Origin of the sequence: Levilactobacillus cerevisiae (assembly GCF_003946245.1) — a bacterium.
Classification (GTDB): domain Bacteria; phylum Bacillota; class Bacilli; order Lactobacillales; family Lactobacillaceae; genus Levilactobacillus; species Levilactobacillus cerevisiae.
The window spans coordinates 32,108-46,145 of sequence record NZ_RHNN01000027.1; the positions used below are offsets into that span (position 1 = coordinate 32,108).

The 14,038-nt window shown below is 48.4% G+C and carries 10 protein-coding genes; 8 read left to right on the plus strand and 2 right to left on the minus strand.

Annotated elements, in window-relative coordinates; genetic code table 11:
- Positions 1 to 72: 72 nt before the first annotated feature.
- Both EKM99_RS12110 and EKM99_RS12115 read right to left on the minus strand, forming a co-directional pair.
- Positions 73 to 1,170: a MucBP domain-containing protein gene (locus tag EKM99_RS12110; RefSeq protein WP_125583684.1), complete on the minus strand. Its 1,098-nt coding sequence runs from the start codon at positions 1,168 to 1,170 to the stop codon at positions 73 to 75.
- Positions 1,171 to 1,433: 263 nt separating this feature from the next.
- Positions 1,434 to 3,674 carry an ATP-dependent Clp protease ATP-binding subunit gene (locus tag EKM99_RS12115; RefSeq protein WP_125583685.1) on the minus strand — a complete coding sequence of 747 codons (2,241 nt, stop codon included), beginning with the start codon at positions 3,672 to 3,674 and terminating at the stop codon, positions 1,434 to 1,436.
- Between the two features lie 454 nt (positions 3,675 to 4,128).
- Between EKM99_RS12115 and EKM99_RS12120 the strand changes: the two genes are divergently transcribed.
- From EKM99_RS12120 to EKM99_RS12155, 8 genes are all read left to right on the plus strand, one after another.
- On the plus strand, positions 4,129 to 4,329 hold the full coding sequence (locus EKM99_RS12120; protein WP_125583686.1) for a hypothetical protein: 201 nt from the start codon (positions 4,129 to 4,131) through the stop codon (positions 4,327 to 4,329).
- A 268-nt stretch (positions 4,330 to 4,597) separates the two neighbouring features.
- A complete protein-coding gene (locus EKM99_RS12125) occupies positions 4,598 to 4,864 on the plus strand; it encodes a phosphocarrier protein HPr (protein ID WP_125583687.1) in 267 nt (88 codons plus the stop codon).
- Positions 4,864 to 6,600, plus strand: coding sequence for a phosphoenolpyruvate--protein phosphotransferase (ptsP, locus tag EKM99_RS12130; RefSeq protein ID WP_125583688.1), 1,737 nt, complete (start codon positions 4,864 to 4,866; stop codon positions 6,598 to 6,600). Before EKM99_RS12125 ends, ptsP begins: the two co-directional genes overlap by 1 nt.
- An 871-nt stretch (positions 6,601 to 7,471) precedes the next feature.
- Entirely contained in the window at positions 7,472 to 8,650 is a 1,179-nt protein-coding gene (locus EKM99_RS12135; RefSeq protein WP_125583689.1) for a glycosyltransferase family 4 protein, read from the plus strand.
- Between the two features lie 12 nt (positions 8,651 to 8,662).
- Entirely contained in the window at positions 8,663 to 9,685 is a 1,023-nt protein-coding gene (locus tag EKM99_RS12140) for a glycosyltransferase family 4 protein (RefSeq protein ID WP_125583690.1), read from the plus strand.
- Between the two features lie 4 nt (positions 9,686 to 9,689).
- Positions 9,690 to 10,712: a lysylphosphatidylglycerol synthase transmembrane domain-containing protein gene (locus EKM99_RS12145; protein ID WP_125583691.1), complete on the plus strand. Its 1,023-nt coding sequence runs from the start codon at positions 9,690 to 9,692 to the stop codon at positions 10,710 to 10,712.
- An 87-nt stretch (positions 10,713 to 10,799) separates the two neighbouring features.
- On the plus strand, positions 10,800 to 11,036 hold the full coding sequence (locus EKM99_RS12150; protein ID WP_125574787.1) for a YkuJ family protein: 237 nt from the start codon (positions 10,800 to 10,802) through the stop codon (positions 11,034 to 11,036).
- A gap of 237 nt (positions 11,037 to 11,273) precedes the next feature.
- Positions 11,274 to 13,331 (plus strand): LTA synthase family protein, encoded by a 2,058-nt coding sequence (locus EKM99_RS12155; RefSeq protein ID WP_125583692.1) that lies wholly within the window; start codon positions 11,274 to 11,276, stop codon positions 13,329 to 13,331.
- The last annotated feature ends 707 nt before the right edge of the window (positions 13,332 to 14,038 follow it).

Sequence of the window (14,038 nt, forward strand, 5' to 3'; positions counted from 1 at the left end):
GGATTTTGTCCAGACTCCTTTTAGGTTTATCAGATTAAATACCCATTTTTAATTCGTTCTCAGCTAGTCCAATCAAGCATAAGCAATCTTAGCCAACCGGACGTAACGCGCGTTGATGTATGCCTTGGGTCCAATTTGGTACCAGACGAGGTGTTGGTCGTCCACCACCCGGCCACGGACATCCAGTGCCTCGCCGTGTTTGAGTTGGCCAGCCGTTTCACCATATGGTTCCTGGTAGAACGAAACGGCTTTACCGGGCACGTAATCGACCGTGCCGATGCGCTCGAAAGTTTCTGGCTGCCATTTATCGGGTGCCGGGAGACCCAGGTCGACAAATTGGTGTTCCCGCCGGACAGTGTCCTTGGCGGAGAGCCACTGTTCGCCACCGAGGTTATACCAAACGTCGCCGTTGGTCAGGGTGATGACCATGAACAACCGCCACAAGGAATCGGTGGGGAACTGATAGCCGTACGCCTGTCCGCCGGGTTCGTCGTATACCTGGTGATTGGTTTGGAGAAAGACAAATTGATGAACGCGCTGCACCGTTTGCCAGGAGTCTCGCCGGTAGTAGTAGACCACTTGACCGGGTTGCTGGGAAAAGGTTCCCCGTTGCGTGCCCTGCGCCTGGAAAATATGGTAGTTGGTAACTGGTGGGGGGGTCAACGAGAAGGAGGTTCCCAACCGACCGCGCAGAATGCCAGGCAGTTCCAGTAACCTGCCAGTATCGTAATCGACCAGGTAGCTAATAATCGGTTGCCCCCAGTGGCGAACGTAGACCAAAGTGGTCAATCCGTATTCTGAAATGTAATCTTGAGTGAAGCCGTGGACGTCACGCAACGCGTAGCCAGCAATTTTAGGAAAGCGGAAATTAACGGGTTGATTCAGATAACCCGTCAAGACTAACGCTGGTTGTAAGGGGCGGCCTTGATCGTCCACTAAGCGGACGACCAGGGTTGCGGGTTGTGTAGCGGGTTCCGGTTGGCTGACGGGCTTGGCGGCCGTTGTCAGTGGCAGAGCTTGTGGCGAAGGAGCTGGCGTAACTGGTTCGGGTGGTATGGGGGGTGTCGGTCCGACGGGGGTTGGGACCCGTCGCGATTGCGCGTGGCGGGGCCGACGTCTCGGCGACCGATTCGGTTCGATGACGTTGCGAAGCCAGTCAAAAAAAGCCATTTCCTTTCACCTCCAGAAGTTTCCTTTAAAATACAGTATACCGCATTCTGCTAGTCGGTTGCAGGTCCTTTTTCAAAACGCTTCCAGTAAGGTGCCGCCGGGTTGGAGAAGGAGAGATTATCGGGGGACTAAAAGCCAGTGGTCAATTGACTATCGACCGCACAAATGAGGATATGGATAAACACTACGGATAATAAAAAAGCGGAGCCGTGACAGCTGTCACAGTCCCGCTTCATTGTGCGTTAACATTCAGTTAACATTTTTTAAGCTTGCTTATCTGTAGAGGAATCGGTCGTTGTTGGCTTGGCCGGTGCAGTTTCAGCAGCTAAGACAATCTTGCCGTCTTCAATCTTGGCCACGAGGTTCTTAACATCCGCGTGATCGAGGTAGAAGTCAGCAATCCGATCTTCAATTTCTTCTTGGATCACTCGCCGCAACGGGCGAGCACCCATTGCGGGGTTATAGCCTTTGGTAACGAGTTGTTCTTCGACAGGTTCCGTGACGTGAATGTGGAGGCCTTGGCCAGCCAGCATTTGGTTAACGTCGCCAATCATCAAATCAACAATGTGCATCAAGTTTTCCTTGCTGAGAGAATTGAATTCGATGATGTCATCGAAACGGTTCAAGAATTCAGGCTTGAAGTAATTGGTCAAATTACCTAGAACGGAGTGGGTCGTCCCTTCAGCAGCAGCTCCAAAGCCAACGTTGGCTTCAGCGTCACCGGTCCCAGCGTTGCTGGTCATAATGATCAGCGTATCCTTAAAAGACACTGTCCGACCTTGAGAATCCGTCAAACGCCCATCGTCAAGAATCTGTAAGAACATATTCATGACGTCCGGGTGGGCTTTCTCAATTTCGTCCAATAAAATCAGGGTGTACGGGTGCCGACGAACTTGTTCCGTCAACTGGCCAGCTTCTTCATAGCCGACATAGCCAGGTGGTGACCCAATCAATTTAGAAATGGAATGTGGTTCCATGTACTCAGACATGTCGAAACGAATCATGGCTTCCTGAGATCCAAAGAGTTCATTAGCCAATTGCTTAGCTAACTCCGTCTTGCCGACCCCAGTAGGGCCAACGAACAGGAAGGAGCCGATTGGCCGGCCGGTACCGTTTAAACCAATTCGGTTACGACGGATGGCCCGGGCAACCTTGTCGACGGCTTCGTTTTGGCCGATGACGTGCTTCTCCAGGTCAGGGGAGAGGCTCTGCAGTTGATGTTGTTCCTTGGCTGCGAGCTCACCCACGGGGATGGACGTCTTCTGCTCAACGATGTCTTGCATGTCCTTAACGGTGACGGTGGCCGACTGATTTTGATCAGCGGTCTTAGCCGTTTCCTTGGACTTTTCTAACTTGTTGACCTGGTCACGGTAGTAGGCGGCTTTTTCGTAGTCTTCCTGCTTCAAAGCGGCCTGCTTCTGACTCTCGGCACTGTTGATTTTCTCATCAATGGCCTTAGGGTCCGCCACGTTGATCGTTAAATTCTTCCGTGAACCAGCCTCATCCAACAGGTCAATGGCCTTGTCGGGTAAGAACCGGTCTTGGATGTAACGGTCGGACAAACGAACGGCGGCCTTGATGGCATCGTCCATGTAGGTCACGTGGTGGTAATCCTCGTACTTCTTTTGGATCCCTTGTAAAATCTTGATGGCTTCATCTGCACTTGGTTCATCAACCGTGACGGGTTGGAACCGCCGTGCGAGGGCTTGGTCCTTTTCAATATCTCTGTATTCATTTAAAGTCGTTGCCCCGATGAGTTGGAAGTCCCCCCGTGCAAGGGCTGGTTTCAAAACGTTCCCAGCATCCATACCACCTTCAGCATTGCCGGCACCCATGATTTCATGGATTTCGTCAATGAACAGAATGATGTCCGGACTACTTTGAACTTCCTTCATCAATTGTTGCATGCGTTGTTCAAATTGGCCCCGAATCCCGGTTCCTTGAACCAGTGACACGACGTCCAATCGAATAATTTGCTTGTTAGCGAGCTTTTCGGGAACGTTGCCTTCAACAATACGTTCCGCAAGGCCCTCGATGACGGCCGTCTTCCCAACACCAGCTTCCCCAATTAGAACGGGGTTGTTCTTAGTCCGGCGATTGAGAATTTCGATGACTTGAGCCGTCTCTTTGTCACGACCAATGACGGGATCAACCTTGCCATCCTTGGCTAATTTAGTCAGGTTTAACCCATATTGACTGAGTAAACCGTTTCCGTTGCCTTGGGTACCAGAGGGTTGCGTCGGTTGGCCAGGTTGTGCACCGGATTGCCGGTAGTCAGCCTGATCATTATTATTGCCGTCTTGCATAGCCCGGAAAATATCATCCAGGTTACCAAAGCCGAATGGATCTTGTGCCATACGGCCACCTCCATTTCCAGAATCGTTTTGTTGCTGCTTAAGCAGTTGGTAACAATTTTGGCATAGGTCAACTTGTTGCCGCTGCCCGTTTACACTCATGTAAAGGTGAATCGTTGCTTCATTGCGGTGGCAATTTTGACATAGCATCTTGTCGTCTCCTTTCTTGCCTGGAATTCTCGTGGGAAACCCACGCAGGTCACTATCAGAAAAGATTTGACCTTTCTTGACCATTGACCACATTATACCGCGTTTGTTTCGCCGTGCAAGTATTTTGTTTCGCGACGAAATCAGTGGTACTGGCGGCATTTCCAGCGAACAATTTCATTTTAGCACTCTCGTTAGTAGAATGCTAAAAACGACGCTTGGATTGGGAATTTATTTCTAAAATTAATGATGGAGGTCGCTAATCAAGTCGTTCATACGAAGAGGAACGGTACGTTGCTGCAAAGAGACTAACGGGTTGCGTTGTAGTGGCAGATGCGTGATAATTTAAGGAAGCCGTTTGTGATAGGCTACTAAGCAACTAAGTAGTGGGTTATTATTCGAATACTAGATCAGCTGAATGAAACTTGTCGGTAATCAGTAAGAGGGAGAAAAAATTGTGGATAAAGATTTTACGGCGTTGATGAACCAATTAAAGGATAAAGAACTAGACGAGTTTGAAGTCACCCCTGAAGAGTTCCCGGCGTTTCAAAAGGCCTTCATGGCGTTTGAAACGCGGAAACGGGTCGTCGGTCAGGCGGATAAGGGCGGTAAATTAATTTATCGTTACGACGATGATGGTCAACAGGATACGGATTAGCTCGACTCGTCAATAAAGTTATTCATGGGTATAACGCGGTGTTGGTACCGGGTGGCCTGTAAGTCTAAGCATGATTAGCCGAGCACGCGTCAAGATGAATTGGGTTTATTTGATGTAAGCGGTTCATGAATGCTTGTAATTTAGTACCGATATTGATATTCTTAGTAGGTAGGCGTGACTCACAAAATGGTTGTTTGGCCAATGCGCAAGGTCAGGGTGGGTTACGTTCGTAAAAAATCAACCTAAGCTTAAAGGAGATCGATCAATTATGGAAAAACGCGAATTTCGTGTCACTGCAGAAACTGGTATCCATGCACGTCCAGCAACTTTATTAGTTCAGGCTGCTAGCAAGTTCAACTCTGAAGTTAGCTTGCAGTACCAAGACAAGTCCGTTAACTTGAAGTCCATCATGGGTGTGATGTCATTAGGTGTTGGCCAAAATGCTAGCATCACCATCACAACTGACGGTGACGACGAAGCAGATGCCATGAACGCTGTGGCGGAAACATTGAAAAAAGAGGGTTTATCTGACTAATGAGAACGATGCTCAAGGGAATTGCCGCCAGTGATGGTATGGCTTGCGGCCGGGTCTACCGGTTTGTAGAACCAGACCTCACGATTGAAAAGCGGTCAATCACTAATCTTGATTACGAATTAAATCGATTCCATCAGGCCCTTGAAGCAGCCGTCTCAGAAATAGAGACGATTAAAACTCGTGCAACTAAAACCCTGGGTGCCGATGGTGCCCAGGTTTTTAGTGCGCACATAGCAATGCTCCAGGACCCTGAAGTGATCGGTGCGGTTGAGGCACAAGTGACCGCCGAGCACGTCAACGCAGAGTTTGCCTTGGCAAACGTGGCGGCCGACTACGAGCAACAGCTAAAAGGGTTAGATAATAATACCTATATGCAAGAACGAACCACGGATCTCCACGATGTCATCAAGCGGGTGACGGCCCATTTACTAGGCGTCAAGCTACCGAACTTGTCTTTGCTCACGGAACCCGTCGTGGTTGTGACGCACGATCTCATTCCCAGTGACACGGTGTCGGTGGATGCCAAATACATTTTGGCCTTCGTCACTGACTTGGGTGGGCGCACCTCACACTCGTCAATTTTGGCGCGCTCCTTAAATATCCCTGCTGTAGTGGGGACCCAGGACGCGACGTCACAGTTAGCTGACGGGGCGACGGTCATTGTGAATGGGACAATGGGTAACGTGGTCAACAATCCCTCCCAGCAGGAACAAGCCGCGGCACAACAAAAAATGCGAGAACGCGCAGCCAATATGCGGCGACTAGCCACGTTGCGGCACCATACGACCACGAGTAAGGATGGCGTTGGCGTCATGCTGGCAGCCAATATGGGTACGGCTAGTGATATTCCTAACGTGCTAAAGAATGGTGCGGAGGCTGTGGGACTAATGCGTACGGAATTTCTCTACATGGATTCTGAACAGTTACCAACCGAGGACGAACAGTTTGCCATTTACAAGCAGGTCGTCCAGGCGTTAGCGCCCCGGCCAGTGGTGATTCGGACACTGGACATCGGTGGTGATAAGCCGTTGCCGTATCTGAAGCAAAAACCCGAGGCCAACCCCTTCTTAGGGGCCCGGGCAATTCGAGAAAGCCTCGCTCACCAAAATATTTTCCGGAGCCAGTTACGTGCGTTGTTAAGGGCGTCTGCATACGGTAATTTACGAATCATGTTTCCCATGATTGCGACGCTGGATGAATTTCGCCAGGCAAAGGCCATTTACGATGATGAACGTTCGAAACTAACCACGGAGGAAGTCCCACTCGGAAAAATTGCGGTGGGGATGATGGTCGAAGTGCCCGCTGCGGCGATGTTGGCGGACCGGTTTGCCCAAGAAGTTGATTTCATGAGCATTGGCACCAACGACCTCATCGGCTACACCATGGCGGCCGATCGGACCAATCAAGACGTGGCTTACTTGTATCAGCCTTATCACCCGGCAATTTTACGGTTAGTAGACCGGATCATTACGGCTGGGCACGCGGCGGGGATTCCCGTTGCCATGTGTGGTGAAATGGCTGGCGATCCGATTGCCGTGCCTTTGCTACTAGGTATGGGCCTTGATGAATTCTCGATGGGTGCGGGGGCTATCCTAAAGACCCGCCAGTTGATTGGTCAGCTGAACGCCAAGGACCTGCAGTCGTTGGTCGAAACAGCGCTGAATTCAGCAAGCACTAGCCAAGAAGTCATCACCATGGTACAGGCGGCGGTTCCCGGCGTGCTAACACAAAATTAACCAGCAATGAATGTGAGCACTTCCCAAGTAACATTAGTGGGAGGTGCTTTTTTACTATGGTATATTTAGGGCTAAAGACTTGAAAGATTACCGACAGCTGGACAGGTTCAGCTAATAGAGATTCAAGCCGCAAAAATAGTTGGGAATTGCCACCTGCGGCTGCCAGAGATTCCGGCTGCTATGGGGACCGCCTGCGGCCTGAGGTTCGGTCCTCCGGCTCGGTTTGAAGCCTGTCCAGACCCGACAGTCTCCAAACGCGTCCCACGCTGTAAGCTGGTTCCCAGCTGACACCGTTGTCACAGCTACCTGCATCTCTGGCATCCTCCGGTTATGATTGGCTCTTTGCCACAAAATTGATGTGGTCATCGCTGGCCTAGCCTAGCACCGGTTGTCTGCTATAATTGACCATTACCTATGTAGGCGTGAGTAAGCCAAATTTAGGCTCAGCCGAGGTCCAAGACCGTTCTTTGGCTCGGACCGTCCTGCCCACAGCGTTCCGGCCTAAATTTGGTGAACGGTAAGCCGGCAGACCTAGACAGTGTTGCCGACATTTCAATTTTCGATCTTCAATTTAGAGATAAGCGGGTGGAAACTGGCTAAAACACTGGTTTTGAACGGACCGTGATCGAGCAGAGACCGATTAAATTTCCGTCAACCCCCGTTGTCGTTTGCAATCACCTAGGCAAACCCATATAATTGTGATGATTGTAAAATATGAAGATAGCTGGGTGCCACGGGAATTGCTTGAATGGGTGCTGTACTGGCCGGGTTCAAGGGGTTGTTGGTCCGGAGTCATGTTGATTACAGTGGTCATCCAGTGAAGAGAGTAACTTAAAAATAGACAACACACAAGATGCAAGGGGGATTGGCAATGAACATTGGCATATTTACGGATACCTATTTCCCTCAAGTGAGTGGGGTGGCCACGTCGATTAAGACGTTACGTGACCAACTGGAAAAACAAGGTAACCAAGTCTACATTTTTACAACGACCGATCCAAAGGTTGAAAAAAACGTTTATGAGCGTAACGTTTTCCGGTTCTCCAGTATTCCATTCGTTTCGTTTACAGAACGCCGGATTGCGGTACGGGGGCTGTTTCAGGCTTACCAAATTGCGAAGGAACTGAATTTGGATGTGATTCACACGCAAACAGAATTTTCAATGGGGTGGATTGGCAAATTTGTCGCCCGGAACCTTGAAATTCCGTGCTTGCATACGTATCACACCATGTATGAAGACTACTTGCATTACGTGGCGAACGGCAAGATTCTGAAACCCGTCCACGTGAAGCAGGCCACTCTTGCTTTTTGCTACCACTTGACAGGGGTTGTGGCGCCCAGTGATCGGGTGTTGACGACCTTAACCGATTATGGGGTGAAGACGCCAATTCGGGTGATTCCGACCGGTGTTAATTTGCATCAATATGAACGACCGGATACGGCACACTTGCGGCAACAGCTGGGTTACGCGCCAGATACACCGGTCATCTTGTCACTGAGTCGGTTGGCCTACGAAAAGAACATCAAGGCCAGCATCTCTGCAATGGCTCGGATTTTGGAACAAGTCCCTAACGCACAGTTACTGATTGTAGGGGATGGCCCGGCCAAAGAGGACCTGGAAGCTCAGGCTCAAGCAACCCCTTACAGCGACCACATTAAATTTACGGGCGAAGTGAATAACGACGACGTGTTCCGTTACTACCATATGGCCAACGTTTTTCTATCGTCGTCAGATTCTGAGTCTCAAGGGTTAACCTACATTGAAGCCATGGCAGCGGGTACCAAAATTGTCGTCATGACCAGTCCTTACACCGATGAGTTGTTATCGAGTCGGACGTTGGGGGTGACTTTCTCAACGGAAGACAAGATGGTGACCAACGTGGTGGATTACCTGCTGCACGGCGACGAGGAGCAGGACCCAGACTTGTTGGCACGCAAACTGGCAGAAATTTCTGCAGATACTTTTGGTCAGCACGTGATTTCGTTCTATCAGGATGCCCAAGCCAGCTACGAAGAGTCTCACGAAGATACCCCAGACTTTAGCGATTAGAGGAGTTATTGGATGTTAAAAATCAACATGTTTTCGGCGGCTGATTCCGTCAAGGGTCAGGGTGTGGGGAGTGCCTACAATGAACTCATGAACCTATTGGCAACCCGGTTAACGGACGAATTTGATGTGTCCGTCAATCGTTACCGCCGGGTGGACTTAACCCACTACCATACGATTAATTTTTCCTACTATTTATCAACGTTTATGCCCCATCGTGGCCGTAAAATTGGTTACGTGCATTTTTTGCCGGAAACTCTGGAGGGAAGCTTGAAAATTCCTCAACCGTTCCGGTCCATTTTTTACTGGTACGTGATTGCCTTTTACAAGCGGATGGACCACATCGTTGTGGTCAATCCGACGTTTATTCCTAAACTGGTGGCTGCCGGAATTCCAGCCGACAAGGTGACGTATATTCCCAATTTCGTCAGCCGTAAGGAGTTCTATCCGGTCGATAATCAGCAGAAATTGGCGTTACGCGACAAGTATCAGTATGACGCGCAACGGTTTACCATCCTCGGTATTGGGCAGATTCAGGAACGGAAGGGCTTGTTTGATTTTATCAAATTAGCTGAAAACAACCCGACGTTGCAATTTATTTGGGCCGGGGGCTTTTCGTTCGGCCGCATGACGGATGGTTACGCCGAGTTGAAGAAGGTCGTCGACAATCCACCGGCCAACCTGAGTTTTCCAGGAATTGTTGATCGCGATAAGTTAGTGGATTACTACAACATGGCTGATTTGTTCCTGTTGCCGTCATTCAACGAGCTGTTTCCCATGTCCGTCCTCGAGGCTTTCAGCACCGGGACGCCAGTACTATTGCGAGATCTCGACTTATACAAGGCGATTATCGCGGGGGATTATCAACCAGCGCAGGACTACGATGAAATGAATGTACAATTACACAAGTTGCCGCAGGATCCGGCCGCGTTGGCGCATTGGCGGCAACAGAGCCTGGCTGCCGCTGACCGTTACTCCGAAGAACATCTCACGGAGATTTGGCGTGAGTTCTATACGCAACAAGCAAAAGAGGGGTAGCTGAATGTCACGTCGAAATAAATGGGTCTTAGCGTTGATGTTGCTCTTGGGGATCGCTATCTTTGCTTTTTCTCTCCGTGACATTAAATTTTCAGTTTTAATCAATGATTTTGTTAATATTAACTTTTGGTGGTTTGGGGTGGCCGTCCTGTGTATGGCCATTTACCTGGGGTTAGAGGCCTGGATCGTCAAGGTGTTCATCTCTGACCGAATCGAGGGCTTTACGTTCAAGGATGCCCTGCGAATCCCCATGGTTGAACAGTTATTCAACGGGATCACACCATTTTCATCTGGTGGTCAGCCCGCCCAGTTGATTGCCTTAATGCAAACAGGGGTGGATGCGGGGAAGGCCAGTTCGGTCTTGCTGATGAAGTTCGTGGTCTATCAGTCCATGATTGTCATCAACTTCCTGTTTGCGCTGGTCATTGGCTTTCAGAGTATTCAAGACAAGCTCCACGCATTGGCCTGGCTGGTTGTCTTTGGGTTCAGCATTCATTTAGCCGTGATTATTGGTCTATTGATGGTGATGTTCTGGCATGCGTTTACCAAAAAAGCCGTCGCTGTGGTGATGAAACCCATGAGCTGGTTCATGAAGCCTGAACGCTTTGCTCGGATGGAAACGAATATCAACAGCAAGATTGATTCCTTCTACGCGGAAAGTGTCCGGATCAGTGGGCAAGGCAAGTTGATGCTACGCGTGTTTGTGATTACCTTTTTCCAATTGATGTTCTATTACTTAATCCCGTACTTCATCATGTTGGCCCTAGGGTACACGACCGCCAACATCGTCATGGTAACGAGTCTGCACATTTTAATCGTCATGGTGATTTCACTTTTTCCCATTCCTGGTGGTTCTGGGGGTGCCGAATACAGTTTTGAAATGATCTTTCGGAGTTATATTTCCTCAAATAGTAAATTAGTTCTGGCCATGATTTTATGGCGCTTATTGACCTACTATCTAGGCATGCTGGCCGGTCTGGTAGCGATGGTGATTCGTCCAGACAAGGTGCGAGAAGAAGCGGATTGAGGAAATCCTGATATTTTCGCGATTAGGGCGTGCCATAGTGGCCCAAGTTTGGTAAAATCATAGTGAAAGCTAGAAAGGGGACCAACCATGGAAGAATCTCAACTGATTGGCATCATCAATCGCTTAAAGGCGATGCAAGAGGATGCTACCGACGAGCCACAACCCCGTCGTTTTGAAAAAGAAGGCGTGGAACAAGCAACGGTCGTGTTTAATCAACTGACCCACACTTACACGTTAACTGAACACAATCCGGAAACGACTTTTGAATTTGATAACATTGATTTGGTGGCTATCGAATTGTTTGACTTATTGACGGATAACTAATAACAAAACTATGGTTGCCATAGTTTTGTTTTTTTTAGATAAAAACGTGGTGGCGTTTACAATTCTCCTGACCTAATGGTTGGTCCCAAGCCGGTAACGACCATCACGTGCATCAGCGCGTTTATGACGGAATGGTGACCAAAACTTGAATTTTTTCAAAGGTTCCTTAATCAGATTGAAACCCCGATAGGATTCGGTATACTGTAGTGATGTTAACTATTTTGTGGAGGCTGTCTCATGGCGAATTTTTTTAAAGGGAAGATGAACTGGATAAACACCCGCATGGGCTTTTTCCTGTTGACCATCGTTCTGTTTTGGGCAAAAACTTACATTGCCTACCAAACAGAGTTCACGTTGGGGGCAAAGGGGAGTGTACAGCAGTTTCTACTGTTCATTAATCCAGTCCCGGCGGCATTACTGATATTTGGGATTGCCCTGTATTTCCGGGGGCGGTTGGCTTATTGGCTAATGATGATTATCAACGTCTTGGAATCGACGTGGATTTTTGCAAACGTCCTGTACTACCGAGAGTTTTCTGACTTCTTGTCCTTCGGGATTATGAAGGGTTCCAGCGACGTGGGGAATAACCTGGGCAAGAGTATGGCTCAGATCACGCACTTCTATGATTTCTTTGTTTACATTGATATCATTATTCTAATTGTCTTGTTAGTCACCCATGTGATTCGGATTGACGCGCGGCCGTTCAAACGTCGGTACGCCTTTTCAATCACGGTGTTGTCGTTCGGCCTCATGTTTGCGGAGTTTGGGATGGCAAATGCGGATCGTTCCGGCTTGTTAACGCGGACATTTGACAACAACTATATCGTGAAGTATATGGGCCTGAACGAGTACGCAGCGTTTAACGCGTACCAAACGCAAAAGGAAAGTGCCACCCGCGCGAGTGCGAATGCCAGTGACATGAAGAGTGTCCTGAAGTATCTCAAGCAAAATCGGGTGAGTCCGAACGTGTCGTACTACGGCAAGGAAAAGGGCAAGAACGTTTTTGTGATTCACTTGGAGAGTTTCCAACAATTCCTGATTGACTACAAAGTTGATGGGAAGGAAGTTACCCCGACACTGAACAAGTTCTATCATAGTAAGAACACACTGTCTTTTGACAACTTCTATAACCAGGTGGCCCAAGGAAAGACGTCCGATGCTGAAATGATGTTGGAGAACTCACTCTTTGGGTTACCTCAAGGATCGGCGATGACCACCTATGGGACACAGAACACGTTCCAGGCAGCACCAGCGATTCTGAGTCAGGAGGCCGGTTACACGACGGCAGCATTCCATGGGGATGTTCCGAGTTTCTGGAATCGGGACAACACTTATAAATCCTGGGGATACCAATACTTCTTCAGCTCCAGTTACTATACGGAGAAGTCGGGGTATACGGTGGGATATGGTCTGAAGGACAAAATCTTCTTCAAACAATCAGCTAAGTACATAGAACAGTTACCACAACCGTTCTATGCGAAACTGATTACGTTAACCAACCACTACCCCTACGAACTAGATAAGAAAAACACGGACTTCCCGGCGACCAAGACGGGGGACAAGACTGTGGATCCTTACGTGCAGACGGCCCACTACTTGGATCAATCGTTTGCGGAATTCTTAACCTACTTGAAGAAGGTTGGGCTCTACAAGAATAGTGTGATTGTGGCCTATGGGGACCACTATGGTATTTCCAACAACCATAGACCAGCAATCGCCCAGCTGTTAGGGAAGAGCAAGATCACTAACTTTGATTTAGCGCAGTTCCAAAAGGTGCCATTCATGGTTCATGCGACGGGTCTTAAGGGTGGTATTAACCACACGTATGGTGGTGAGATTGACGTCTTGCCAACATTGCTGGACTTGTTAGGAGTCAAAAATACGGATACGATTCAGTTTGGCCAAGATCTCCTGGCGAAGAATCGCAATCAGACGGTTGCTTTTAGAAATGGGAACTTTGTCTCGCCGACCTATACGAAGATTGGTGGGACTGTCTATGATACCAAGACGGGGAAAGTCCTGAAGCTCACGGCGGCGCAGAAGAAGGTCGTTGACCAGATGCAAAACCACGTGACGACCGAGCTGTCTCTTTCTGATCGGGTCATCTATGGTGATTTACTCCGGTTCTACACGCCTAAGAACTTTACCAAGGTCGATAAGTCTTCCTTTACGTACAAGTACACACCAGCGATGGCGAAGCTTGCTGAAGCTGAAAAGAAGGAAAAGACGAGCGCATTGGCAAAGAATGACGGGAAAACAACTGATTACAAGACCGATGCACCAGAGTTGAAATAATCGTTTTGAATCTACTAGAGGCTTCACGCCCACATTGTTGTGGCGTGAAGCCTTTTTTGTTTCGTCGGTGTGGCTTCGTGTTTTAAGTGTTTGACTTTAGGGCTACTAATTTTGGATAGGTAAAGAGATGAAGGCAAGCCGGTAGTTTTGGCGGGATATGTATATGATGGCTTGGATCAAAAGGATAAGTGCGTTGCAGCCATTGTTCCGATTGCTGCTTAGAGAGGGCGCTCTCAGTCATGCAGGGGTAGACCGATTTGTTCACGTAGTCAGCAAGCAAGCGGAGGTCTGTGGCCAATTGTGATGAGCAGCGGCAGAAAGTTGAAATTATTTTCAGTAAATATTCATTTTACCCTTGACCAATGCGGCGGATATTGGTAAACTATTTTTTGTTGTCAATTACGCAAACAAGCGTTGCATCGACAACGTTGATACAAGATTCAAGTAATTTTAAAAAAGGCTTGACGGTCTTGAGAATTCTTGATATAGTAGTAAACGTTGTTGAGAATATTTATTCAATTAGTTGTTGAAAACATCGATATTTATTCAAAAAGATGTTTAAAAATTAGTTGACACGTTTTTGACCAAATGATATACTTTAAAAGTTGTCACGGAGCACTTACTTCTCTGATAACTTGGTAGACCTTTGAAAACTGAACATTGTTTCGACAAACCAAATATGTGTAGGGCGGTTTGATACTTGGTAT